Source organism: Arthrobacter horti (assembly GCF_030731045.1).
In the GTDB taxonomy this organism is placed as follows: domain Bacteria; phylum Actinomycetota; class Actinomycetes; order Actinomycetales; family Micrococcaceae; genus Arthrobacter_E; species Arthrobacter_E nanjingensis.
Genome location: NZ_JAVALS010000007.1, coordinates 145,378 through 168,071, shown reverse-complemented (window position 1 = coordinate 168,071; position 22,694 = coordinate 145,378). Strand labels below are relative to the sequence as shown.

The window sequence follows — 22,694 nt, the reverse complement described above, 5'->3', positions numbered from 1 at the left end:
GCTAAGACCCACAGCGCCGATGGTACTGCACCCGAGAGAGTGTGGGAGAGTAGGACACCGCCGGACACAACCACCAGCGAAGCCCCGGAAGCAACGACGCTCCCGGGGCCGCTGCATTTAACAAACAAAAAACCACCTGTGACACCATCGGCTCCGTGACCAGCGCAGTGCCACAACGACGCCTCAGGATCACGCTCCTGCACGATGGGCGGATGCTTCTGGAACTCGTGGCAGCCGGACGTGCAATGGCAAACCCTCTGCAGAGCCGGCTCGGCGAGGTGTCTGCTCTGTCCGCGGAGATCACTGCATGGCTCACTGCCATGGCGACGTCGCCGGCTCGTGACGACCAGGCGGATTCTGTGGCCGGGCAGGAAGATTTCCGGGCTGGGTATCGCCTTCTCTGCGGGGGTGACGTGGAGCTGTGGTCATTCTCCAGTACCTGGGCATCCAGGCGCTCCGGAACGCTTCCAGCCCTGTTCCGGGAGGTGTTCGCCGATCCATCCCGCGCAGGCGTCTTCGCCGCGGCGTTGGCTGAGGAACTGTCAGGCTTCTTCGCACATGCGCAGCATCTGGCCGCCGAGAGGTTGTGCGGAGGCATGTACCTACCGGTCCTGCGAGGCTATCTGGACAGGCTGTGGGGCTTCAGCGCGCCCGGTGACCAGCTCGTTCACCGTACTCTCGAGCCGACGCTCGGCCGGATCCTCGCGGAGGAGCGGTACCTGCTCCTCTCGGAGAACGCGGAGGCCAGAGCACTTCACATGGCACTCGGGCAGGCCATCAGTTCGCTGTACAACTGGGCGATGGACCTGGACCGTGGCGGCAATGTCCGGGCCAGGGACGTGTCTCTCCATGTGATCGCCACGGACCCGGCCTCCTGGTACCTGTTCTGGTGGAGAGACGCGCTGTTCCTGGACGCGAGGTATTCCTGGAGCGCCGTCCTTGATGATTCGCTGCTCGTGAGACTGGACCACATCCAGGTCGCGGCCTACCGGGCGCACGGGGCCCGGGCACTTGATGAGCTTCAGCGGGCCATCCAGGACAGCAGCCCTCATACCGCGCACTCACCCTACGGCTCACAGGATCTGTACCGGGGAGCGGATGGCGCACAGTGGCGGGCCGCAGTGGAAGGCGCGATCTCGAAGTGGCGGGAACGCACCCTCTCCTGAGGGGGCCACGTGCTCTGTCGCCGGACGCCTCCGTGGCGCAGAATGATCCCATGGGTGATTTCGAGGGGTTCCCGGCGGATGGGCCGGAGTTCTACGCGGCGCTGGAGGAGAACAACACCCGGGAGTGGTGGCTCGAGCACAAGGGCGACTATGAGTCCCTGATCCGGGAACCGATGGCTGCGCTGCTGGACGAGCTGTCTGAGGAGTTCGGAGCGGCCAAGATGTTCCGGCCTCAGCGTGACATCCGCTTCAGCAAGGACAAGTCCCCCTATAAGACCTCCCAGGGCGGCTTCGCCGCCTCAGCCGAGGGGATCGGTCACTATCTGCATCTGGACGCCGCCGGGCTCATGGTAGGCGGCGGTTTCCACGCTCACACCCCGGACCAGGTCACCAGGCTCAGGGACGCCGTGGACGCCCCTGTGAGCGGTGTGGAACTGGCCGGGATCATTGATGAGCTCACGTCCGCCGGCTTCCGGATCGAAGGGGAGAAGCTGCTGCGTGTGCCTCGCGGATATCCCGTGGACCATCCCCGCGCCGAGCTCCTGAAGCACAAGTCGCTTACGGCGGGCAAGATGTTCGGCGTGCCGGCCTGGTTCTCCACGGCCGAGGCGCTGCAGAACGTGCGCGCCGAATGGCGGCGTCTGACCCCTCTGGTCGACTGGCTGAACGGACACCTGTCCGGCGACTGAGTGCCCTTGGCCGGCGTCACGTCAGCCTCTGGGTGGAGTGTGACCATCCGGCTGGTTGAAACCGTGCCGAATGGCATGTTTTGTCCCTTCCGATGAGTAGACTCGCACACAACCGCGCACTCGCCGCGGTGTACGTCTGCATTGGGGGCACGACATGAGATTCATCCGCCGCGTTCTTCTTCCGTCCGCCTGGCTGGTGATCGGGGCCGTCGTCGCGGTGGCGCTGGTCAAGATCGCGTTCATCGACGGGACCAGGGGCACCGAGCAAAGCGGGGCGCCACAGGTCGATCTGGGACCACGTGCCGTCAGTGTCGGCAAGACGACCGTGTCGAACGTGGTCGAGGTGAAGGGATCCGTGGCCGCCGATCCCGCGGTCAGCGTGCGGAGCACGGAATCCGGCACCGTGGTCTACCTGCACGTGAAGAGCGGCAAACCGGTGGCCGAAGGGACGCCCCTGTTCCAGGTCAAGAAGGCCCGCGAGACGCCCGCCCAGACCGAGGACGCGGGCACCCCGCCGTCGTCGGGGTCCGCCAAGGCGGGAGAGACCCCGGCCGTACCGCGGCCGCCCGCCGTCGAATACGATTACCTGGACATTCTGGCTCCGGCTTCCGGCGTGCTGACCGATTTCACCGTCCTGATGGGGCAGCAGGTGAGCGTCGGCGACCAGGTGGGGAACATCGATCCCGGGACGTACAGCGTCTCCGGAAGCCTCGACGCCGCGCAGCAGTACCGGCTCCTGGACCGTCCCAGCAAGGCCGAGGTCACGGTGACCGGCGGGCCATCACCCTTCACGTGCACGGACGTGCGGATCGGGTCTGCACCGACGACGGCGGGCGGCGGCTCCGGCGGAAGCGGCGGAGGCGCGAGGGGCAGCAGCGTCCCCGGGGCTCAGGTGGGGCCCGGAGGGGGACCCGTCTCTGGAGGAGGCGACAGTGGCGCGGGACCGAGCTCCGGGACGGTGAGCTGCCCGGTGCCGTCCTCGGTGAAGGTCTTCCCCGGACTGGGTGCAAGCCTGAAGCTGACCGCGGGCATTGCGGAGAACACGCTGGCGGTGCCGCTCACCGCCGTGAAGGGAAGCTACAAGGAAGGTGTGGTCTGGGTCCGGAAGAGCACGCCGGACGCACCGTCCGGCGGCGCCTCCGCGCCAGGCGATGCCGCAGCACCCAAAGCTGCACCAGCCGCTCCGGTTCCTCCCGGTCCCTCGGGGGCGGCCGACGGCTTTGAGGAACGCACCGTTTCACTCGGCCTGAATGACGGCACCCGCATCGAGGTGACCAAGGGCCTGAAGGAGGGCGAGGAGATCCTGGAGTTCATCCCGGGCGTCCAGGCACCGGCCGGCCCGGGCGGGATGCCCGGAGGCCCGGTCGTGATGGGCGGCTGACATGGGAACACTTCTCAGTCTTCGCGGCGTGACCCGGACCGTGACCCTGGTGGACGGGAGCGAATTGCACATCCTGCGGGGGATCGACCTCGAGCTGGAGGAAGGGGACCGGGTGTCCGTGGTGGGACGCTCCGGCGGCGGGAAATCCACGCTCCTGAACCTCCTGGGTCTGCTGGACACGCCCAGCAGCGGCGACCTCGAGTTCCAGGGTGCACCGGTGCGGCGCATGAGCGAGAAGCGGCGGGCCCGGCTGCGCGGAAAGTCGGTGGGGTTCGTCTTCCAGCAGTTCAACCTCCTCCCGGAGCGAACGGCGCTGGAAAACGTCATGACGCCTCTCTACTACGCCGCGGGCAGGGATTTCTGGCAACGGGAGCGGCTGGCCCGCGAACTCCTGGACCGGGTTGGCCTCGCTGAGCGGGCGGACATCCTCCCGTCCCGGCTCTCCGGCGGTGAGCAGCAGCGCATCGCGATCGCCCGTGCGCTGGTGCGCCGGCCCCGCCTGATCCTGGCGGACGAGCCCACCGGCGCGCTCGACGTCGAGACCGGGCAGGCCGTCATGGACCTCCTCGAGGAGGTGGCGCGGGAGAGCGGCGCCGCGCTGGTGACCATCACGCACGACCGCGCCGTCGCCGTCCGCTCCGAGCGGAGGTTCCGGCTGGACACCGGCCGCCTGTCCGCCGTCGAGCTGGAAGGTGCCGAGCAGGAGGAGGCGGTGAGCGCATGAGCGCGTTCTTCTCCACGATCCTGGAGGCGTGGCAGGAGCTCCGTGTGCACAAGGTGCGCGTGATGCTTTCATTGATCGGTGTGGCCGTGTCCGTGGCGGCCCTGACCGGTGTGCTCGGGCTCGGGGACGTGGCCCGGGAGGGTATGCGGGACCAGGCCGAACGGCAGGGCGGCCGCGCCGCGACCCTGGACGTGAACCTCTACGGGGAGCACGGTCCCGTCCCGGCTCAGAAGACGATCCAGCTGATGGACGGCCTGACCGCGAAGTACAAGTTCACTCAGATCACCCGGACCTCGCGCACCAGCCTGGACATCCAGTTCCCCGACGGGGTGCGTTCGGCCCAGGCCGTCACGGTGGATCCGGCCTACGGAGCCATCCACCGGGTGGCGATGGTGCAGGGCCGGTGGTTCTCCTCCGATGACAACCAGCTGCTGGCGCCCGCCCTGGTGGTCAACGAGAACACTTGGCGGATGCTCGGGTCTCCTGCGCTGCACAGCAATCCCGGAGTCCAGCTGCGGAAAGACGGCCCGCACAGCGCGGTGGTCATCGGAGTGGTCCGCAACAACTGGCCGGAGGAACCGCCGAGCGCCTTCCTGCTCCAAGGCGCCGGGGACATACTCGGGCTGGCCCTGGAGGGCGCCGAGTACAAGATCTGGGTCGACCCGGCCCAGGCTGACCAGATACGGCAATCACTGGAGGCCGATATCTCGGCCCAGCTGCCGGGGGTTAACGGCGGGGTGAGCCGGATGGACTACCTGGCGTACGGTGACCCGCTGGGGGCCGTGCAATGGGTGGTCGGGGGGATCGCGGGCCTGATCCTGCTCCTCGGAGCGCTCGGCATGCTCACAGTGTCCCTGGTGACGGTCCGCCACAGGGTCCGTGAAATCGGCATCCGCCGCAGCTTCGGAGCCACCTCCGGACGGATCTTCGTGGGCGTCATGATGGAATCCGTGGTGGCGACCACCGTGGCGGGCCTGGTGGGCGTGTTGCTGGCCGTGGCGGTGGTGAAGAACCCGTGGATCGAGTCGAAACTCGCTCCCTCCCTGCTCGAATACCCTCCGTTCCCGCTCGGCGCGGCGCTCCTCGGCATGGCCGCCGCGGTCCTGGTGGGTGCACTTGCGGGCGCCATTCCGGCGCTCATCGCCGTGCGGGTGAAGGTGATCGACGCGATCCGATTCTGAACTCCGGAACGCGGGAGGCCGCCGGCGCCACGAGTGAGTCCCGATTGCGCGCCGACGGCCTCCCGCGTGTGGGTCAGTCCTCGTCCGGCGTGATGACCCCGGCCTCCAGAACCTGGAGCAGTTCCGTGTCCGGGTTGAGCAGGAGTGTCGCCTCGTCCCGGCGGTGCCGGAGGACGTCGTCGATGTAGGACTGCAGCGCCTCCGCCATGGGGACGTGCTGGTTGCGCTTCTCCGTCATGTACCAGCGGTGCTCCAGGACCTCGTGGACCACCTCGGCAGGCTCCAGCTTGCCGGAGAGCTCCCGCGGGATGGAGCGGACGATCGGTTCGAACACCTGGGACACCCAGGCATGCGCGCTGATCTCCTCGTCCTGGCCCGGGTAGTTGTCCGCCCGGTAGGCGTCCATGTCGTTGAGCAGACGGCGTGCCTGGTTCTCCTGGGCGTCCAGGCCGGTGAGGCGCAGCAGACGGCGCTGGTGGTGTCCGGCGTCGACCACCTTGGGCTGCAGCTGGATGGTGGAGCCGTCCGGCGTCGTCTTGATGGCGTACTCCTCCACGTCGAAGCCCAGCTCGTTCAGGCGGCGGATGCGGGCGCCCACGCGCCAGCGGTCGCCCAGCTCGAAGGACTCCTTGGCCGTGAGCTCGTCCCAGAGTCGGCGGTAGGAGTCCATGATCAGTTCACTCGTGGCCACCGGGTCCACCTGTTCGTCGATCAGCTCGCCCTCCAGGAGGTCCATGAGCTCACCGGCGATGTTGACCCTGGCGATCTCGAGGTCATACTCCCGCTGGCCGGTGGAAAGGTCCGGGTACAGCTCGCCGGTCTCCGCGTCCACGAGGTATGCGGCGAAGGCGCCCGCGTCCCGGCGGAACAGGGTGTTGGAGAGCGAGACGTCGCCCCAGTAGAAGCCCACCAGGTGCAAGCGGACCAGGAGCAGCGCCAACGCGTCGATCAGGCGGGTCAGCGTATCCTTGCGCAGCATCTGGGAGAACAGCGCGCGGTACGGCATGGAGAACTTCAGGTGCCGCGTCACCAGACACGGGTTCAGCGGTGCGCCGTCCGGCGTGGTGCGGCCCGTGATGACGGCCACCGGCTCCACGCCCGGCACATCCAGACGGGCCAGCTTCCGGAGCATGTGGTACTCGTGGCGGGCCACGTGCTCACTGGTCTCCTTGATGGCGATCACGCTGCCGCCCAGGTGGGCGAAGCGCACCACGTGCCGGGAGATGCCGCGGGGGAGCGCCGCCAGATTGGCCTGCGGCCAGTCCTCCAGGGCGATGTGCCACGGCAGGTCCAGGAGCTCCGGGTCCGCGCTCGCCGCGGTGATGCTCAGCGAACCGGTGATGAGGCCGGGCGTCTCATCACCACTCGCGGCCTCCGCCCGTGGAAGCTTCCCCAGCTGGCTGTAATCCGTGGGTTCGTCATGCCACTGGGCCCCGTTGACGGGTGGGTTCCAACTCATGCGTCCATTGTCCCCGTCACCGCGCCGGCGGCGAAGACGTCCCGCGGCCGGGCGTTCCAGGCGATGCCCGGACTGGGCCGGAAGGTGACGTCCAGGGCCACGAGCCGCTCGCCCAGCGCCCCGAGGCGGACCGCGAACGATGCCGGGTCCTTGGCCTCGGCACCGCTCCAGGCCGTCTCCGCGACGGCGATGGCGCGAGGGTAGATGAGCCAGTGGGCCTCATCCAGGCTGCGGATGGTCTCGCTCCACAGTGGCGCCTCGACGCCCAGGACGTCCTGCTCCGCCAGGCCGTCACGGACCGGGTCCCAGCCGTAGTGGAGGTCCCAGTCGCCCATGGCCGCCCACTTCAGGCCGATGGGGTCCGATTCCACGTACTTCTGGTCCAGGTAGCTCCCCTTGCCGGGGGACATCACCACGCGGGCGCCGTTGTCCCGGACCTGCCGCAGCGTGGGCTCCAGGTCCCCATCCCAGTACTGGATGACCGCCCCGGCGGGGAGTTCCGCCTGGGCGTATTCGTTCCATCCCATGACGGTCTTCCCCGTGGCCGCCACCGACGCCGCGAAGTCACCGACCATGGCGATGAAGTCCTCCTTGCTGGTCACCAGGGCCTCATCGCCGCCCAAGTGCAGGTACGGGCCGGGCGTCAGGGCCGCCAGCTGGCGGAAGACCTCGGCGACGAAAGGCCTGGTCAGAGGGTTGTCGTTGTACAGCGTGGAGAAGCCCACCTCGCCGGTGGCATTGGGGCTGGTGGCCACGCCGTCCGGGTTGAGCTGCGGGATCGCGGCCAGGACCGCGTTGACGTGTCCGGGCACGTCGAACTCCGGGACCACGGTGACGAAGCGCTCGGCCGCGTACTCCACGATCAGCCGGTAATCGTCCTGCGTGTAGTACCCCGTCCGGCCGGGACCGGTGCCCCAGCCTTCACGGTTGACTGCGCCGTCTTTGCCGATGCGGGCGAGTTCGGTGAAATCGATCCCGGTGGGGTTGTCCTCCGGGGTGTCCAGCTCGACGCGCCAGGACTGGTCATCGGCCAGGTGCAGGTGCAGGACGTTGTACTTGAAGCGGGTCATGACGTCGATCAGCCGGCGGATCTCATCCATCGGGTAATAGCTGCGGGCCACGTCCAGCATGATGCCCCGGTAGGCGAAGCGGGGCGCGTCCTCGACGTGGACATGGCCCACATCGATCGTGCCGGACGGGGCGTCCGCGTGCCCCTTCTCCAGGGCGGCCGGCAGCAGCTGCCGCAACGACGACGCCGCGTGGAACAGACCCGCGGGATGCGCGGCGGCCAGCCGCACGCCGTCGTCGTTCACGGTGAGCGTGTAGGCCTCCCCGCCGTCGACGGACGGGTCGAGGGTGAAGGTGATGGCCGGGCCGGTGTCCCCGGCGAGGGGGACCTCCCAGCCGGTGCCTGCACGGAGCCACGCGGCGAAGCGGACGGCGACGGATTCGGCACCCGGGCCGGGGACGACGCGCGTGGCAGGGGTCAGCGTGAGGGTCCCGGCGGACGGGACGACGGACCGGGGGACGGGCGTGATGAAGTGCTGAGAAGACAAGGGATCCTCCGAGGAGCAGGAAGGTGCGGGTACTGAAGACGGCCCGTTCCGGGGGTGGAACGGGCCGTCTTCAGCGACAGACAAGGTGTGGATCAGTCGCCCAGGCGCTCGCCGGTCTTGGTGTCGAACAGGTGCACGTGGCCCTGCTGCGGGCGGACCCAGATGGTGTCACCCTTCATCGGGGGGCGGCGGCCGTCGACGCGGGCCACGATGGTGTGCTCCTTGCCGTCCAGCGTGGTGTGGCCGTAGACGTAGGCGTCGGCACCGAGTTCCTCGACGACGTCGGCCTCGACCTGCAGGCCCTCGCCGGCGGCGACGGTCTCGAGGTCCTCGGGGCGGACGCCCAGGGTGACGGTGCTGCCGTGAGCCTCCGCCAGGACCTCACGGGCCACGGGGTAGATGGTGCCGCCGAACTTCACGCCGCCGTCGGCCTCGGGCAGTTCCAGCAGGTTCATGGCGGGGGAGCCGATGAAGCCTGCCACGAAGACGTTCGCGGGGCGGTCGTAGAGCTTGCGGGGGGTGTCGATCTGCTGCAGCAGCCCGTCCTTGAGGACCGCGACGCGGTCGCCCATGGTCATGGCCTCGGTCTGGTCGTGCGTCACGTACACGGTGGTGACGCCCAGCCGGCGGGTCAGGGACGCGATCTGGGTGCGGGTCTGGACGCGGAGCTTGGCGTCCAGATTGGACAGCGGCTCATCCATGAGGAAGACCTGCGGGTTGCGGACGATGGCGCGGCCCATGGCGACGCGCTGACGCTGGCCGCCGGAGAGGGCCTTCGGCTTGCGGTCCAGGTACTGCTCGAGGTCCAGGAGCTTGGCGGCCTCTCGGACGCGGGCCAGGCGCTCCTCCTTCGGGACGCCCGCGATCTTCAGCGCGAAGCCCATGTTGTCCGCGACGCTCATGTGCGGGTAGAGGGCGTAGTTCTGGAAGACCATCGCGATGTCGCGGTCCTTCGGCGGGACGTCGGTCACGTCACGGTCGCCGATCAGAATACGGCCGGAGTTCACATCCTCCAGGCCGGCCAGCATGCGCAGGGAGGTGGACTTGCCACAGCCGGACGGGCCCACCAGAACGAGGAATTCGCCATCTTCGATCTGGATGTTGAGCTTGTCAACGGCGGGCTTGTTGGTGCCCGGGTACAGGCGCGTTGCATTGTCATACGTAACTGTTGCCACAGTTCTCGTGTCCCTTCATCGGCAGGTACGTGCCGAACGATCCGTAGTGAATGGAAGATATTCAGTTCTCATGAAAGTGCGGGGTCCGCCCGGCCGGTTCAGCGAAACAGCCGTTATGGATCCCGCACTCGGTGACGCCGCACGCTGATGTGCGCCACATCACATCCTCAGTATTGCAGATAAGGATGACTTTTGTCTCCACGGCCAGGTGAACGGCACGTGAAGAGGAGTTCCAGGAGGTCCGCCACGTCCTCAGGCGACGCAACCCGGAAACCGGCCGCGGTGAAGCCGTCACCGACCTTCACGCCCAGGTCCGGAAAGCGCGCGGAAGCACCGGAATCCAGGCGAAGAAAGGCCGTCTCATCCGTGACGTCGTCACCCGCGTACAGGACGCTGACAGGCCCATACGCGGCACGGAGGAAGTCCAGAGCCTCGCCCTTGGAAGCATTGACCACGGTGGCCTCCAGGACGCGCTTGCCTGCCAGAAGATGCACCCCGGACAGGTGCTCCAGAAGGTGCCGGGCCGCGGCCTCCGCGTCCAGGGCATCCTCCTCCGACGCCTGCCGGGTGTGGAGCACGGCGGCGGCAGGTTTGTCCTCCACCCAGCATCCGGGCGCCTGGCTCGCCACCTCCGACAGGAGCTGCCTCACACGGTCCAGGAGTTCACGCTGGGTGGCGTCCAGGGTCAGGCTCGTGCTCCCCTCACCCAGCCACACCTCCGCGCCATGACTGCCGACCAGCAGCGTGCGGGGGTCCGGCTGAGCGACGTGCCGCAGGCTCTCCAGCGAGCGGCCGGAGACCAGCGCCGTCGTCGTGCCCTCCAGGCCGGCCAGGGAGACGAGAGCCCGGGCGGCGCGGGGGTGCGGCCGTGCGTCGGCCGCGTGGGGGACCAGCGGCGAGAGCGTGCCGTCGAAGTCCAGTGCGATCAGCAGGGCGGGAGCCTCGGCGAGATGCTCGACGGCGGCGCGCAGCTCGTCCGTCAGGCCGGCGGGGACACGGGCCTCGGGACCGCCGCTCATGCCGGGGTCTCCTGGTGCTGTCCGGCGAGCCCGGCGAGGCGTTCCAGGAAGGCCGTGGACCAGCCGCGGACGTCGTGGGTGGTGACCTGGCGCCGCATCGAGCGCATCCGCCGTGCGGCTTCCGGGCGGGAGACGCGAGTGGCGGAGAGGATCGCTGACTTCAGGCCGTCGATGTCGTGGGGGTTGACCAGGAAGGCCTGCTTGAGCTGGTCCGCGGCTCCCGTGAACTCGGAGAGGACCAGGGCTCCCGTGTTGTCGACGCGGGCCGTGACGTACTCCTTGGCCACCAGGTTCATGCCGTCCTTCAGGGCCGTGATCAGCATGACGTCGGCGGCCAGATAGAGCGCCACCATCTCCTCCACGGGGTAGCTGTGGTGGAGATAGCGCACGGCGGTGCGGCCGAGGGTGTCGAAGGCGCCGTTGATGTGGCCCACCGTGCCCTCGATCTCCTCGCGCAGGATCCGGTACTCCTCCACCTGTTCGCGGCTGGGGCTGGCCACCTGGATGAGGCAGGCGTCCTCCACGGTCAGGTCCCCGTCCTTGAGGAGCTCCTCATAGGCCTTGAGGCGGTGCCGGATGCCCTTGGTGTAGTCCAGCCGGTCCACGCCCAGCAGGACCGTCCGCGGATTGCCGAGTTCAAAGCGGATCCGACGGGCCCGGTCCACCACCTTCGGGTCCCGGGCCAGGGCCTCGATCTGGGAGACCTCGATGGAGATGGGGAACGCCTCCGCCACACAGTGGTGGGCGGTGGGCAGTCCCGGGTCCACCGTGAGGCTCTGAGTGCGCGGGACCATGGTGCGGAGCTGGGGAGTGACCCGGCTGAGGGAAGCGCCGGTCAGCCTGGTGGCGGCCCGCACGAAGTTCCGGGCGTCCCCACTGCGCTGGAAGCCCACCAGATCCGCGCCCAGCAGTCCTTCCAGGACCTCCCGGCGCCACGGGAGCTGGGCGAAGATCTCCTGCGGAGGGAAGGGGATGTGGTTGAAGAACCCGATGGTCAGGTCCGGGCGGATCTGACGGAGGAGCCGGGGGACCAGCTGGAGCTGGTAGTCCTGCACCCAGACCGTGGCACCCGGGGCGGCTGCCCGTGCGGCGGCCTCGGCGAAGCGCCGGTTCACGCGGCGGTAGGCGTCCCACCAGGCACGGTGGAACTCGGGGCGGGCCGTGACATCGTGATAGAGCGGCCAGAGGGTGGCGTTGGAGAACCCTTCGTAATACTGCTCAACATCGTCCTCGCTCAGCGGGACCGGGATGATGTCCGTGCCTTCATGATTGAAAGGGTCCAGGGTCTCACCGGAGGCTCCGTGCCAGCCCACCCAGGCGCCGTCCGCCTCCTGCATGACCGGGGCCAAGGCGGTCACCAGACCGCCGGGCGAACGGCGCCAGTGGAGGGCGCCGTCGTCGTCCACCACCCGGTCCACGGGCAGGCGGTTCGCCACCACGACGAAGTCGAAGTGGCGGGGGGCCAGGGCCCCGGTATTCGTGCTGCTGCTGTCCTCGGTGCGCACGGCGACCCCTCAGAGTTGGCTTCTCGACTCCTGATCCACCCTAGCGTCAGTGCACGTCGTGGGCGGGGCCAGGGGTTTCCCAGACATCTGGAATAAGATTCTTCTGATTTGGTAGCCCAAGGCATTGAGCCCCCAACAGACCGAGGAAGCATGACTCCTGCACAAGAGCCGCGCCAGAGCAAGGCCGAGCGTACCGCCCAAGCCCGTGAGAAGGCCCGTCTGATCCGTGAGCAGCAGCTCAAGAAGGAGAAGCGGAACAAGCTCCTCCTGATCTGGGGCGTGGTCGTGGCCGCGGTCCTCGTGGTGGGCATCGTGGTGTGGTCCATCATGGCCACCAACGCCGCCAACGCGCCCATCCCGAACCAGGGCGCCACGCCGGCCAATGCCAATGTGCATGGCGGCGCGGTCCTGACCAAGGACGGCGTCCTGGCGCAGCCCGGGTCCCAGGTGGACGCCGCATCGATCCCGACGCCGACGGCAGTGCCGTCCCAGGGTGCGGTCGCCGCAGCGCCCAGCGTGGCCGCGGAGGCCGGCAAGCCGGTCAAGGTGGTCGCCTATGTGGACTTCATCTGCCCGGTCTGCAAGAACTTCGAATCCACCTACGGCAGTCTGCTGGATCAGCACGTGAAGGACGGATCCATCACGGTCGAGTACCGCCCCATCGGCCTCCTCGACGCCCACTCCACCACCAACTACTCCTCCCGTGCCGCCGCCGCGGCGGCCTGCGTCCTGAACGTGTCGCCGGAGAAGTACCAGGACTACTTCAAGGCGCTCTACGCCCAGCAGCCGGACGAGAACGGCCCCGGCTTGACCAATGACAAGCTCAGCAGCATCGCCAAGGATGTCGGAGCGAAGGACATCTCGCAGTGCGTGAACGATAAGACGTTCCGCCCCTTCGTCCTGGCCGTCACCAAGGAAGCCGCCTCTGTCGGCGTCAACGGCACCCCCACCGTCTTCGTGGACGGCAAGCAGTACGGGGCCGGTGCTGACGCCCAGACGGACTTCCCGACGCTGCTGAACAACGCGCTCGCCGCCAAGGCCAAGAAGTAGCGCACGTCGAGCGACGACGGCGGCCCGTCCCCTTCTGGGGACGGGCCGCCGTGCGTTCGGGGGAACTCCGCGTTTGGGGGCGCCGCTGCTCTCCGCTAGGCTTTAAGCCGCGCCCGGCATCGATGGGCGCTCGCCCCCTTAGCTCAGTTGGCCAGAGCATCTGTCTTGTAAACAGAGGGTCGCCGGTTCGAATCCGGCAGGGGGCTCAGAGAAACGACCCCCGGAATCCGAATGGGTTCCGGGGGTCTTTGCTGTTCAGGCGCTTGGACCGGAACTAGGCAGCGTCGATTTCCTTGAATAGTGGGGGATCGGAAATCCTCTCCCCGAATTGCTGGACTAAAGCGAACGGACGGCAGCAGACTGGCTACACCAGTCACTCGACCGCCCGCCGTTGAAAGGCCAGCTGATGTCCGTTCTCTTGGGTTTCATTCCTCTGCTCGTCGCCATTCTGGGTGTGGTGGTGGCCATCGCGGTCGTCAGGCTGCTCATTCAGTTGATGTGGAAGGTCGCCGAGCCGAACGAGGCGCTGATCATCTCAGGCCTGACCCGTGGGAACACGGAGACGCGGGACGGCATGGACTTCAAGATCGTCACGGGGAAGGGCGCCCTGGTGGTTCCCGGTCTCCAGACCGTGAGGACCCTTTCCCTGACTCTCAGCGAGACGGAACTCCAGGTCAACTGCGTGACCTCGCAGGGCATCCAGGTGATCGTGGAGGGCGTGGTGATCTACAAGATCGGTGACGCCTCACCCTTCATCGCGAACGCCGCCCGGCGGTTCCTGGGTCAGCAGCCCAAGATGGAAAGCCAGGTCTACAACGTCTTCGAAGGCCATCTGCGGTCGATCATCGGCTCCATGACCATGGAGGAGATCATCCGTGAACGCGACAAGCTCGCCTCCCAGGTCCGCAGTGCCAGCGGCACGGAAATGGAAAAACTCGGCCTGGTGGTCGACTCCCTCCAGATCAAAGACCTTCAGGACCCCACCGGTTACATCCAGAACCTGGCCAAGCCGCATATCGCCCAGGTGAAGATGGAGGCAAGGATCGCCGAGGCCACCAGGAACCGCGAGGCGGCGGAGAAGGAAGCGGAGGCCGCCGCGCAGATCGCCGATGCCCAGAGCCTTTCCGAGATCCGGCAGTCTGCGGCCCAGGCGAACGCCGAAACCGCCCGCGCCAACGCCGCGCAGGCCGGCCCGCTGGCCGATGCCACCGCCCGTCAGCAGGTGGTGGTCCAGGAGACCGAGGTGGCCAAACTCGAAGCCGACCGCGAGGAACAGAAGCTCCAGACCTCCATCCGCAAACCCGCCGACGCCAAGGCGTACGCCTTGCGCACCGAGGCCGAAGCCCAGAAGGCCGCCGACATCAGCGCTTCCGAGGCCCGCGCCCGCCGCACTGAACTCGAGGCCCAGGCGAACGCCCGCCGGGTGGAAGTGGAGGCCCAGGCCAACGCCACCGCGGCGGCCGCCGCCGCAGGCGCCACCAAGATCACCGGTGAGGCCGAAGCCGCCGCCACCAGGGCGCGCGGTGACGCCGAGGCCTCCGCCATGAAGGCGAAGTCCCTTGCCGAGGCGGACGGCATCAAGGCCCGTGCCGAAGCACTCGGGACCAACCAGGAGGCCGTCATCTCCCAGCAGCTCGCGGAGAACATGCCGGCCATCGTGGCCGCCGCGGCGGAGCCCTTCGCCCACGTCGATCACATGACCGTCCTGAACGGCGGTGAGGGCCTGAACAGCATGGTGAGCGGTGTCCTGGCCCAGGTGGGCAACTTCCTGCCGTCGATCACGGGCGCGCTCAAGAGTGGCAACACCAACCCGACCCATCCCGGCAAGGCCCCCGACGCCTAGCGGTCCCCATGCGTGAAATCGTCGACTACAGCCTCACCGGAAAGATCGGCCGCGTCACGGGGAGGATCGCACCGGGCACGGTAGGGGAGGTCATGCTGCCGTTCCAGGGCGGCACCAGCGCCTTTCACGCGCACCCCCTCGACGGGACCAGCGTGTTCGAAACCGGGGAAAAGGTCCTGGTCATCCGCTACGAACCGCCGCTGACCGTCTTCGTCGAGGAACTGCCGGAGGTGCTGCGAAGCGAGCGATAGGCGGCGCGGCCGGCCCCCGTGCCGGTCACGGGGAGACTTTCTCCGTCACACCCGCCCCATGGACGACGACGGCGGCCCACCCGCCGTCGTCGTCATGCGCGGTGATGTGGGGACGCACGCCGTCCTCCGCTGACCGCGCGGGCCGCCCTCACCGCCCCGCGCGAGACTTCCCGTGACGCAGGGCGTCCCGACGGCGTCGTCCCATGTCATGGGGCGTCATTCAGCCCCGATGTCCCCGCATATTGCGTGCTCTTTCCTCCCGTGACCGGCCGCGGGACAAGCCCGCGCGCCTCTGCTCAGATGGTTGCCACGGGCCCGCCGATCGGGTCCGGCAATGAGGAGGAATGCCATGCTCGTCAGTGATTCCGACGGCGCCACGCTGCGCCAGGCTTTCGCCACCGTGCCCAGCGGGGTGGCCGCGCTCGCGGCCCTGGTCGATGGTGCGCCGCAGGGGCTGGTGGTGTCCACCTTCACCGTAGGAGTGTCGCTGGACCCGCCGCTGGTGATGTTCGCGGTGCAGAACTCCAGCCGGACCTGGCCCGTCCTGCGCGGGACCGGGCGCTTGGGGGTCTCCGTCCTGTCCGCCCACCAGGAGCACGCGGCCCGGCAGATCGCCTCACGGGACGGGGACCGCTTCGCGGGGCTGCCCGTGAGCGTCAGTTCCGAGGGCGCGATCCTCCTGCCCGGCGCGGCGCTCTGGCTGGACTGCTCCGTGGAGCAGGAGGTCCCGGCGGGGGACCATACCGTGGTGCTGCTGCGCGTCCACGGCTACGAGGTGCGGGAGGGGCACGTGGCCCCGTTGGTGTTCCACGGCTCCTCGTTCACCGGGCTGAGGCAGCCGGCTTTCGCCTGATCTTGACCTTGACGCTACGTCAACTTCTACGCTGGAGGCATGGAGGAGAACACGGACTGGAGCATCCAGGAGATCGCGCGACTGGCGGGCACCACCAGCCGGACCCTCAGGCACTACGAGCACGTGGGCCTGCTGGAGCCGAGCCGGGTGGGCCACAACGGCTACCGCTACTACGACCGCGACGCCCTGGTGAGGCTCCAGCGCATCCTCCTGCTCCGCGGACTGGGACTCGGCCTCCCGGCCATCGGCGACGTCCTGGGCCGGCAGGCCGACCCGGTCACCGCCCTGGACCACCACCTGGGCCTGCTGCGGCAGGACCAGGACCGGCTGGCCCGGCAGATCCAGGCCGTGGAGCGCACCATCAGCCAGTTGAAAGGAGGTGGCCGTCTCATGGCAGAGGACATGCTGGACGGTTTCGATCACACGCAGTACAAGGACGAGGTGGAACAGCGCTGGGGCGCCAAGGCCTACGCGGACTCGGACGCCTGGTGGCGGGGGCTCGGCCCCGACGGCCGGCAGGAGTGGAAGGACCGGCAGGAGTCGCTCAGCGCCGCCTGGCGCGACGCCGCGGCCCGCGGCCTGGAGCCGGCCGGGGACGAAGCCCAGGCGCTCGCGTCCCGGCATGACGCCTGGCTCTCCGGGATCCCCGGCACGCCCGGGCACCCGGACGGGGCACCCTCGGCGTATCTGCTCGGCCTGGCCGAGATGTACGTGGCGGACCCGCGTTTCGCGGCCCACTACGGCGGTGCGGAGGGTGCAGGCTTCGTGCGTGACGTCCTCCGCGTCTACGTGGAGCGCCGCGACGGCTGAGTGATCACCCGCAAAAGAAGAACGACGACGCCGGGCGGCTGCCCGGCGTCGTCGTGCGTTCCAGCGTGGCCGCTCAGGCGCGGCGCAGGGAGATGTTGCTGCAGGCCTCGCAGACGCTCTCCGGGATGACGCCCGCGTCCTGCAGGCGGCCGAAGATCCAGCAGCCCAGGCAGAAGCCCGCGAACGCCTCCAGGGATGCGGCGACGATCAGCAGGCCCAGCAACGCCCAGGCCGCAGGCGCGAGCCCGAAGGTCCAGAGCACCGCAGCCGTCGTCGACATCGTGGCGCCGATGGTCTGGGCGAAGCGCTTGGGCGGGCCCGCCACGAGACGTGCCTTGCCGAAGCGGGGAGCGATGACGTGGACGGCCAGCCGGCCGGCGGGGGAGTACTTGGGGCCTCCGGCCACGCGCAGCCAGAATCCGAGCGCGATGATCCAGAGCAGCCAGCCCCAGCCCGCGGTCAGCCCGAGAACGAGAGTCGCGAGGCTGAGCACCACGATGATCCCGGCGGTGGAGCGGGCGGCGTATTCATTGACCGGATTGGGGAAAGCGAAGGTGCGCCGCAGCCCGGTGCTGACAGTGGAATCGGCCATGTTTTCAGGGTACGGACGGCCTTCCGGCCCGGGAAAGGAATGTTGCGCAGTGCGTCGGAGGAGACGGGCCGGCGTCAGAAGAACAGCGGCACGTGCAGCTCCTTGATCCATTGCTTGCGGCGATAGTCGCGGGCGCGCAGCAGGACCGAGTCCTTGAACACCTCCACCTGCAGTCCGCTGGCCTCCAGCGGATCCAGAGCGCGCTCGCCGCCGTGCCCGTCATCCTCCCAGAGGGTCTGGATGGCCCCCGTGTTCACGGTCATGAAGCCCTCGTCATTTCCGGTGCCGTGCACCACACGGCGCACGGCCCAGTCGGAGAGGTTAAGATCCCAGTGGGTGTGCCCGCTGAAGAAGAACACGTTCTTGTACTGGCCGAACAGGCCCAGCAGGCGGTCCGGCTGAAGGTAGTCCGCCTTGTAGAGGGCATTGCGCGTGCCGGAGACGGTGTTGGGGAGCGGGTGATGGCAGAACACCATGACCGGCTTCTTCCGCGCGGTCCAGAAAGCCAGCCGGGATTCCAGCCAGGCGAACTGCGCATCGCTCATCCAGACCTCGTCCCAGAGTTTCGTGTCGTGGTAGTGCATGTACTTCTCCGTGCCGAGAATCAGTGCGGGCACGCCGCCCAGATCCACTTCGGTGTACACCTTGTCGCGGCCGGTGAAGCGGTAGAAGTTGTTGAAGAGGGTCTCTTCGGAGCAGCCGTTGGGCCACGTGGCCTGCTGAAGGGTGGACGGGGTGGCCCACTTGGGGATGTAGAACTCGTGGTTGCCGATCACCCAGTGGGCGTTCCGGGCATGAGGATTGGCGTCCAGGACTTTCTGGACGTCCCGGTATTCGAAGTCGTAACCGCGCGGAGTGATGTCGCCGTTGATGACCAGACCGGAGCTGCGGACGGCAGGATTCGTGGTCTCGATGTCCTGCAGCGCCATGCCGAAATCGTGCAGATCGCCCTGGATGTCGCTGATGACGGAGAAGACGCTCTTGGGCTTGTCTTTACCGAGCAGCCCGTAGCTCTGCTCGTCGGCGCGTGCGGCGGACGCGGCTCCCAGGGCGGCGATTCCGGCCAAGGAGGACGCAAGAGCCGTGCGGCGGGTGAGGGGTTTCATGGTGACGCGGATCCTTCGGTGAGGGGGGCGATGACGGATCCACGCTAGGAAGATGAGGTGAATACGGCCCGCTGCCACCGTGCCCTTGTCTATACAGGGGGGTGAACGCTCCGTGAACGGTGCGCGGCGACGGCGGGCAGCCGGTCCACGGCGTTGAAGCTGTAGAGCTGAACGCTGTCGATCCCAGGGCGTTCCTGCAGCTGCCCGATCAGGTCCAGCGGTTCGTACCGCTCCGTGGACAGGAGTTTCCGGGCGAGCGCACCCTTGCCGCTGAGGAACTTCAGCGAGGAGCCCACCCCGATCTTCGTGGCCAGGGAGAGCAACTTGGTCTTTGGGACGGAGCCGGCCACGCCGGCCCTGACCGGGAGGTGGACGCCTTCCGCGCGCAGCGTGTCCACGTAGGCGTGCACCGTGTCCGCAGAGAAGCACATCTGTGTCACAACCCGGGAGGCATATTCCTGTTTCCTCCGCAGGGACTCGAGCAGGACTGCCGCATCGATCCCCGGGTGCCCCTCCGGGTATCCGGCCACGCCGATGGCGAGATCCCCGCCCGCCAGCTCTGCGACGTCGCGCCCCAGTTCTTCACCTGTGGCATAAGGGCCCGCGGGCGTGCCCGCGTCCCCGCCGATCACGAACACCTCGGAGATCCCCGACGCGATGCACCGGTCGAGGAGGGTGCGCAGCGCCGTCCGGCCGCCGATCGCCTTGGCGGCCAGGTGCGGGACCACGCTGTAGCCGAGCTCTGCGAGGCGTGTGGCGGTGCCGACGGTGGCGTCCACGCTGTGCTGAGGCAGGCAGGTGACGCTCAGGCCGGTGGGCGCCGGCACATGGCGGAGGACGGCGTCGACGATCCGGTCCGTGGGGATGATCTCGCAATGCAGGGGCAGCATCCGGAACTCCTGGGTTCGGGCGTCCCGGGGACGCCGATGGGCAGAGGTTCCTCCCCGCTCTGTCATGGACCTGAGAGTTTCCGCGGTGTGATCCGCTTGCCCCGTCGGTGAGCCCGGAGGCTGCTTTCCAGAGTCGCCTGACCGTGGCGGTACGGGTGCCTGAGAGATTCCCGGGGAGGGTTTGCTCCTACGGCGCCTGACCGGAGGGGCAGGGCTCTCCCGCCACGGATCAATCGGCGCACATCACCGCCCCGGAGGGCGGTGACACGGCTCACACAGTATCGTTTCCTGGTCCCGGCGGGCAACGCCGCCGTAGTGGAGCGTGAATTTCGGCCGCCCGTCACCTTCATCCCTTACCATCGAGCCGATACCAGCTAAGGGGCAGTCCACACATGCAAGACCTTCCATTCTCCCGCCGTGCCGCACTCCTGGCGCTGGGCGCCGCTGCGGCTCCACTCCTGGGCGCCTGCAGCGCGTCCCCGTCGAAGGATGCGGCGGCGCCCACCCCGGGCCCCACCACGAACCGGCCGGCCCCATCGCCCACGCCCACTTCCACGCCCACCCCCACGCCGAAGCCAAGCCCCACCTTCACCAGCGATTACAAGCTGCCGCCCATCGAGGACGGCATGGCGCCCGTGGTCACGCGGGTCATCACCAAGCAGCCGGTGGTGTTCCTGACCATCGACGACGGGCTGGCCAAAAGCCCCAAGGAACTCCAACTCCTGGACCAGTACGGCTACCCGGCCACCCTGTTCCTGACCAAGAGCGCCATGGGGGAGAACCCGGACTTCTTCAAGGCCTTCCAGAAGCGCGGGGACCACATCCAGGACCACACCATCAGCCACAACACGAGCATGGTGAACGCGTCCTATGAGTACCAGCTCGGTGAGATCACCGGCATGCGGGACTACATCAAGACCGAGTACGGCACCGCCCCCACGCTGTTCCGCCCGCCGGGAGGCTTCTACTCGAACGCCATGCGGCGGGCCGTCGCGGCCGCCGGGCTCAAGGCCATCATCCACTGGGAGTGCAAGGCCAATGCCGGGAGGATGGACTACCAGGTGGGCAACTCCCTGCGGCCCGGCGACATCTGCCTCATGCATTTCCGCCCGGAGTTCGAGCAGGACCTCGCCGCGTTCCACAAGGCGCAGCAGGCGGCCGGCCTGACGGTGGTCCGCCTGGAGGATTTCATCGGCGCCTGAGGCTGTGCGGCCGGGCTGGAGCGGGGTAGCGTCGGAAGAGACCGGCACTTTCACCGCACAGAGGAGGACGCATGAAGGCATCACCCACGCTCACGGCCAATCTCCAGGCCGTCCTGACCGATCTGATCGAGCTGCACCTGCAGGGCAAGCAGGCCCACTGGAACATCGTCGGCCCCAACTTCCGTGATCTGCACCTTCAGCTCGACGTCCTGATCGAGGAGGCACGGAACCTCAGCGACGACGTGGCCGAGCGGATGCGGGCCCTGGACGCCGTGCCGGACGGGCGCAGTGCCACGGTCACCCGCGACACCACGCTCCCGGCGTTCCCGGAGGGCCTGGTCTCCACCCACGATGCGGTCGACCGCGTGGTGGCCGCAATCCGCGCCGCCGTCGGTACGGTCCGCAAGGTTCACGACCAGGTGGACGAGGAGGACCCCACCTCGGCGGACTTGCTTCACACCATCCTGGAAGCGCTGGAGAAGCAGGCCTGGATGATCGGCGCGGAGAACCAGACCGCCTGAGCGGCTGCGCGCTGCCGGCCACGGCTGCCTGAGAACGACGACGGCGCCGCACCCCGCGTGGGGTGCGGCGCCGTCGTCGGCCATGTGGGCGCCTGTCGGCTCAGTCGACCAGGGCCGGAGTGTCCATCTTCAGCGTCTCGCCGCGGAAGAATGCGGGGCTCCTGCGCGCCATGACCAGCATGGCCGCCACACCCAGGAGCAGGATGCCGACGCCCACCACGAACACCAGGCCGACGCCGAACACCGCGGTGCCGGAACCGAAGTCCGGGTCCCAGGAGTCCACGGCCGTCTGGATCATGACCACGAAGAGCATGATGCCGCCGATCACCGGGGCGGCACCGCGCAGCACGAAGTTCCGGACGCTGTTCAGGAGCGTCTTGCGGAAGTACCAGACGCAGGCGAACGCGGTCAGGCCGTAGTAGAAGCAGATCATGAGGCCCAGGGCCAGGATGGTGTCGTTGAGGACGTTCTGGCTGAGGATGTGCATGACCGCGTAGAAGCCCCAGGAGATCACACCGGCCGCCATGGTGGCGTTGGCCGGGGTGAAGTGGACCGCGTCCACCTTGGCCATGGACTTCGGCAGGGCGCCGTAGTGTCCCATGGCCAGCAGTCCGCGAGCCGGGGACATGAACGTGGACTGCAGGGATGCCGCGGAGCTGGAGAGGACCGCCAGGGACATGAGGATGGCCAGCGGGCCCATGATGGGGGAGGCCAGCGCGGTGAAGATGTTGCCCGCGTTGTCCGGGTTCTTCAGGCCGATCTCCTCGGAGCCGATGCCGGCGAACATGATGCAGGCGATGGAGACCACCAGGTAGATGGCCAGCACGGACATGGCCGTGATGGTGCCGGCCTTGCCTGCGGTCTTGCGGCCGTCCTTGGCCTCCTCGTTCAGGGTCAGGCAGACGTCCCAGCCCCAGTAGACGAAAATCGAGAGGGAGACGCCCGCGGTGATGGCGCTGAAGCCGTCAACGCGGCTCAGGTCGAACCACTCCCAGGAGAAGGCCATGCCGTGGCCGGAGTTCTCCCAGTTGACGATCGCCATGACGGCGAAAATCCCCAGGACCAGGAGCTGGAAGCCCACCAGGACGTACTGCACGGTCTTGGCGGTCTCCAGACCGCGGTAGCTGATCCAGACGGCGGCCACCACGAACACCAGACAGGTGCCCACGTTGATCCACTGGTTGGATGCCAGGTCTGCCAGGCTTTCCACACCCGTGATCTGGGCCAGGAAGAGGTAGAAGAAGTCCACTGCGACGCCGGCCAGGTTGGACAGCACGATGATGTTGGCCGCGAGCAGGCCCCAGCCGCCCATGAAGCCGATCCACGGGCCGAAGGCCTTGGTGCTCCAGGTGAAGGTGGTGCCCGAGTCCGGGGAGTCCGTGTTGAGCTCGCGGTAGGCCAAAGCCACCAGGATCATCGGGATGAAGCCGATGACGAAGATGATGGGCAGCTGTGCCCCGACCTGCTGGACCGTGGGGCCGAGGGCACCGGTGAGCGTGTAGGCGGGGGCGATGGTGGCGAGCCCGATGACCACGATGGCCAGGAGCCCGAGCTGCCCGGTCTTCAGGCCCTTGCCCTCCACGTCCTGATGGGAGGCGCGCTGATGGTGTTCCATGCGAGTGGCTTTCTGTGCTGTTCCGGCGCGCAACGTCGCGGCATCCGAAAGGTGAGGCGTCCCGGCGCCGTTCCCCGGACGCCGGACGGGGCCCGTCATGCGACGG

The 22,694-nt window shown here is 68.1% G+C and carries 21 protein-coding genes, 1 tRNA gene and 2 riboswitches; of the genes, 13 read left to right on the top strand and 9 right to left on the bottom strand.

Annotation, left to right across the window (positions count from 1 at the left end; translation table 11 throughout):
• Nucleotides 1-596: 596 nt before the first annotated feature.
• The 5 genes from Q9R02_RS11580 (at nt 597) to Q9R02_RS11560 (ending at nt 5,141) form a co-directional block, all read left to right on the top strand.
• Nucleotides 597-1,166 carry a hypothetical protein gene (locus Q9R02_RS11580; protein WP_305996847.1) on the top strand — a complete coding sequence of 190 codons (570 nt, stop codon included), beginning with the start codon at nt 597-599 and terminating at the stop codon, nt 1,164-1,166.
• A gap of 50 nt (nt 1,167-1,216) precedes the next feature.
• Complete coding sequence (locus tag Q9R02_RS11575) at nt 1,217-1,855, top strand: DUF2461 domain-containing protein (RefSeq protein WP_305996846.1); 639 nt, start codon at nt 1,217-1,219, stop codon at nt 1,853-1,855.
• Nucleotides 1,856-2,009: 154 nt separating this feature from the next.
• Nucleotides 2,010-3,236: an efflux RND transporter periplasmic adaptor subunit gene (locus Q9R02_RS11570; protein ID WP_305996845.1), complete on the top strand. Its 1,227-nt coding sequence runs from the start codon at nt 2,010-2,012 to the stop codon at nt 3,234-3,236.
• A 28-nt stretch (nt 3,237-3,264) separates the two neighbouring features.
• Nucleotides 3,265-3,960 carry an ABC transporter ATP-binding protein gene (locus Q9R02_RS11565; RefSeq protein ID WP_425279264.1) on the top strand — a complete coding sequence of 232 codons (696 nt, stop codon included), beginning with the start codon at nt 3,265-3,267 and terminating at the stop codon, nt 3,958-3,960.
• Nucleotides 3,957-5,141 carry an ABC transporter permease gene (locus tag Q9R02_RS11560; protein ID WP_305996843.1) on the top strand — a complete coding sequence of 395 codons (1,185 nt, stop codon included), beginning with the start codon at nt 3,957-3,959 and terminating at the stop codon, nt 5,139-5,141. Before Q9R02_RS11565 ends, Q9R02_RS11560 begins: the two co-directional genes overlap by 4 nt.
• 73 nt (nt 5,142-5,214) lie before the next feature.
• Here the strand turns inward: Q9R02_RS11560 and Q9R02_RS11555 are convergent, their stop codons facing one another.
• From Q9R02_RS11555 to Q9R02_RS11535, 5 genes are all read right to left on the bottom strand, one after another.
• Entirely contained in the window at nt 5,215-6,600 is a 1,386-nt protein-coding gene (locus Q9R02_RS11555) for a DUF4032 domain-containing protein (RefSeq protein WP_305996842.1), read from the bottom strand.
• Nucleotides 6,597-8,156, bottom strand: coding sequence for a beta-N-acetylhexosaminidase (locus Q9R02_RS11550; protein WP_305996841.1), 1,560 nt, complete (start codon nt 8,154-8,156; stop codon nt 6,597-6,599). The genes Q9R02_RS11555 and Q9R02_RS11550 overlap by 4 nt, the downstream gene beginning before the upstream one ends.
• 92 nt (nt 8,157-8,248) lie before the next feature.
• Complete coding sequence (locus Q9R02_RS11545; RefSeq protein ID WP_305996840.1) at nt 8,249-9,331, bottom strand: ABC transporter ATP-binding protein; 1,083 nt, start codon at nt 9,329-9,331, stop codon at nt 8,249-8,251.
• Between the two features lie 167 nt (nt 9,332-9,498).
• Complete coding sequence (gene otsB, locus Q9R02_RS11540; RefSeq protein WP_305996839.1) at nt 9,499-10,350, bottom strand: trehalose-phosphatase; 852 nt, start codon at nt 10,348-10,350, stop codon at nt 9,499-9,501.
• Nucleotides 10,347-11,855, bottom strand: a complete 1,509-nt coding sequence (locus Q9R02_RS11535; protein WP_305996838.1) for an alpha,alpha-trehalose-phosphate synthase (UDP-forming) — start codon at nt 11,853-11,855, stop codon at nt 10,347-10,349. The genes otsB and Q9R02_RS11535 overlap by 4 nt, the downstream gene beginning before the upstream one ends.
• A 150-nt stretch (nt 11,856-12,005) precedes the next feature.
• Between Q9R02_RS11535 and Q9R02_RS11530 the strand changes: the two genes are divergently transcribed.
• From Q9R02_RS11530 to Q9R02_RS11505, 6 genes are all read left to right on the top strand, one after another.
• Nucleotides 12,006-12,905 (top strand): DsbA family protein, encoded by a 900-nt coding sequence (locus tag Q9R02_RS11530; protein WP_305996837.1) that lies wholly within the window; start codon nt 12,006-12,008, stop codon nt 12,903-12,905.
• 132 nt (nt 12,906-13,037) lie between these two features.
• Nucleotides 13,038-13,111: transfer RNA gene (locus Q9R02_RS11525), tRNA-Thr, on the top strand.
• Between the two features lie 200 nt (nt 13,112-13,311).
• Entirely contained in the window at nt 13,312-14,748 is a 1,437-nt protein-coding gene (locus tag Q9R02_RS11520; protein ID WP_305996836.1) for a flotillin family protein, read from the top strand.
• An 8-nt stretch (nt 14,749-14,756) separates the two neighbouring features.
• On the top strand, nt 14,757-14,999 hold the full coding sequence (locus tag Q9R02_RS11515; RefSeq protein WP_305996835.1) for an NfeD C-terminal domain-containing protein: 243 nt from the start codon (nt 14,757-14,759) through the stop codon (nt 14,997-14,999).
• Nucleotides 15,000-15,348: 349 nt separating this feature from the next.
• Entirely contained in the window at nt 15,349-15,852 is a 504-nt protein-coding gene (locus Q9R02_RS11510; protein WP_305996834.1) for a flavin reductase family protein, read from the top strand.
• 39 nt (nt 15,853-15,891) lie between these two features.
• Nucleotides 15,892-16,662, top strand: coding sequence for a MerR family transcriptional regulator (locus Q9R02_RS11505; protein WP_305996833.1), 771 nt, complete (start codon nt 15,892-15,894; stop codon nt 16,660-16,662).
• 73 nt (nt 16,663-16,735) lie between these two features.
• Here Q9R02_RS11505 and Q9R02_RS11500 read toward each other — a convergent pair whose 3' ends face one another.
• The 3 genes from Q9R02_RS11500 to Q9R02_RS11490 form a co-directional block, all read right to left on the bottom strand.
• Nucleotides 16,736-17,254 (bottom strand): DUF4395 domain-containing protein, encoded by a 519-nt coding sequence (locus tag Q9R02_RS11500; protein ID WP_305996832.1) that lies wholly within the window; start codon nt 17,252-17,254, stop codon nt 16,736-16,738.
• A 74-nt stretch (nt 17,255-17,328) separates the two neighbouring features.
• On the bottom strand, nt 17,329-18,360 hold the full coding sequence (locus Q9R02_RS11495; RefSeq protein WP_305996831.1) for a DUF4073 domain-containing protein: 1,032 nt from the start codon (nt 18,358-18,360) through the stop codon (nt 17,329-17,331).
• 89 nt (nt 18,361-18,449) lie between these two features.
• Nucleotides 18,450-19,250: a methylenetetrahydrofolate reductase gene (locus Q9R02_RS11490; protein ID WP_305996830.1), complete on the bottom strand. Its 801-nt coding sequence runs from the start codon at nt 19,248-19,250 to the stop codon at nt 18,450-18,452.
• A 49-nt stretch (nt 19,251-19,299) separates the two neighbouring features.
• Nucleotides 19,300-19,387, bottom strand: a riboswitch (glycine riboswitch).
• A riboswitch (glycine riboswitch) is annotated at nt 19,388-19,482 on the bottom strand.
• A 160-nt stretch (nt 19,483-19,642) separates the two neighbouring features.
• On the opposite strand from Q9R02_RS11490, the gene Q9R02_RS11485 reads away from it, so the two are divergent.
• Both Q9R02_RS11485 and Q9R02_RS11480 read left to right on the top strand, forming a co-directional pair.
• Nucleotides 19,643-20,452 (top strand): polysaccharide deacetylase family protein, encoded by an 810-nt coding sequence (locus Q9R02_RS11485; protein WP_305996829.1) that lies wholly within the window; start codon nt 19,643-19,645, stop codon nt 20,450-20,452.
• 71 nt (nt 20,453-20,523) lie between these two features.
• Nucleotides 20,524-20,973, top strand: a complete 450-nt coding sequence (locus tag Q9R02_RS11480; RefSeq protein ID WP_305996828.1) for a Dps family protein — start codon at nt 20,524-20,526, stop codon at nt 20,971-20,973.
• A 100-nt stretch (nt 20,974-21,073) separates the two neighbouring features.
• On the opposite strand, the gene Q9R02_RS11475 is transcribed toward Q9R02_RS11480, so the two are convergent.
• A complete protein-coding gene (locus Q9R02_RS11475) occupies nt 21,074-22,588 on the bottom strand; it encodes an APC family permease (protein ID WP_305996827.1) in 1,515 nt (504 codons plus the stop codon).
• Nucleotides 22,589-22,694 lie beyond the last annotated feature (106 nt).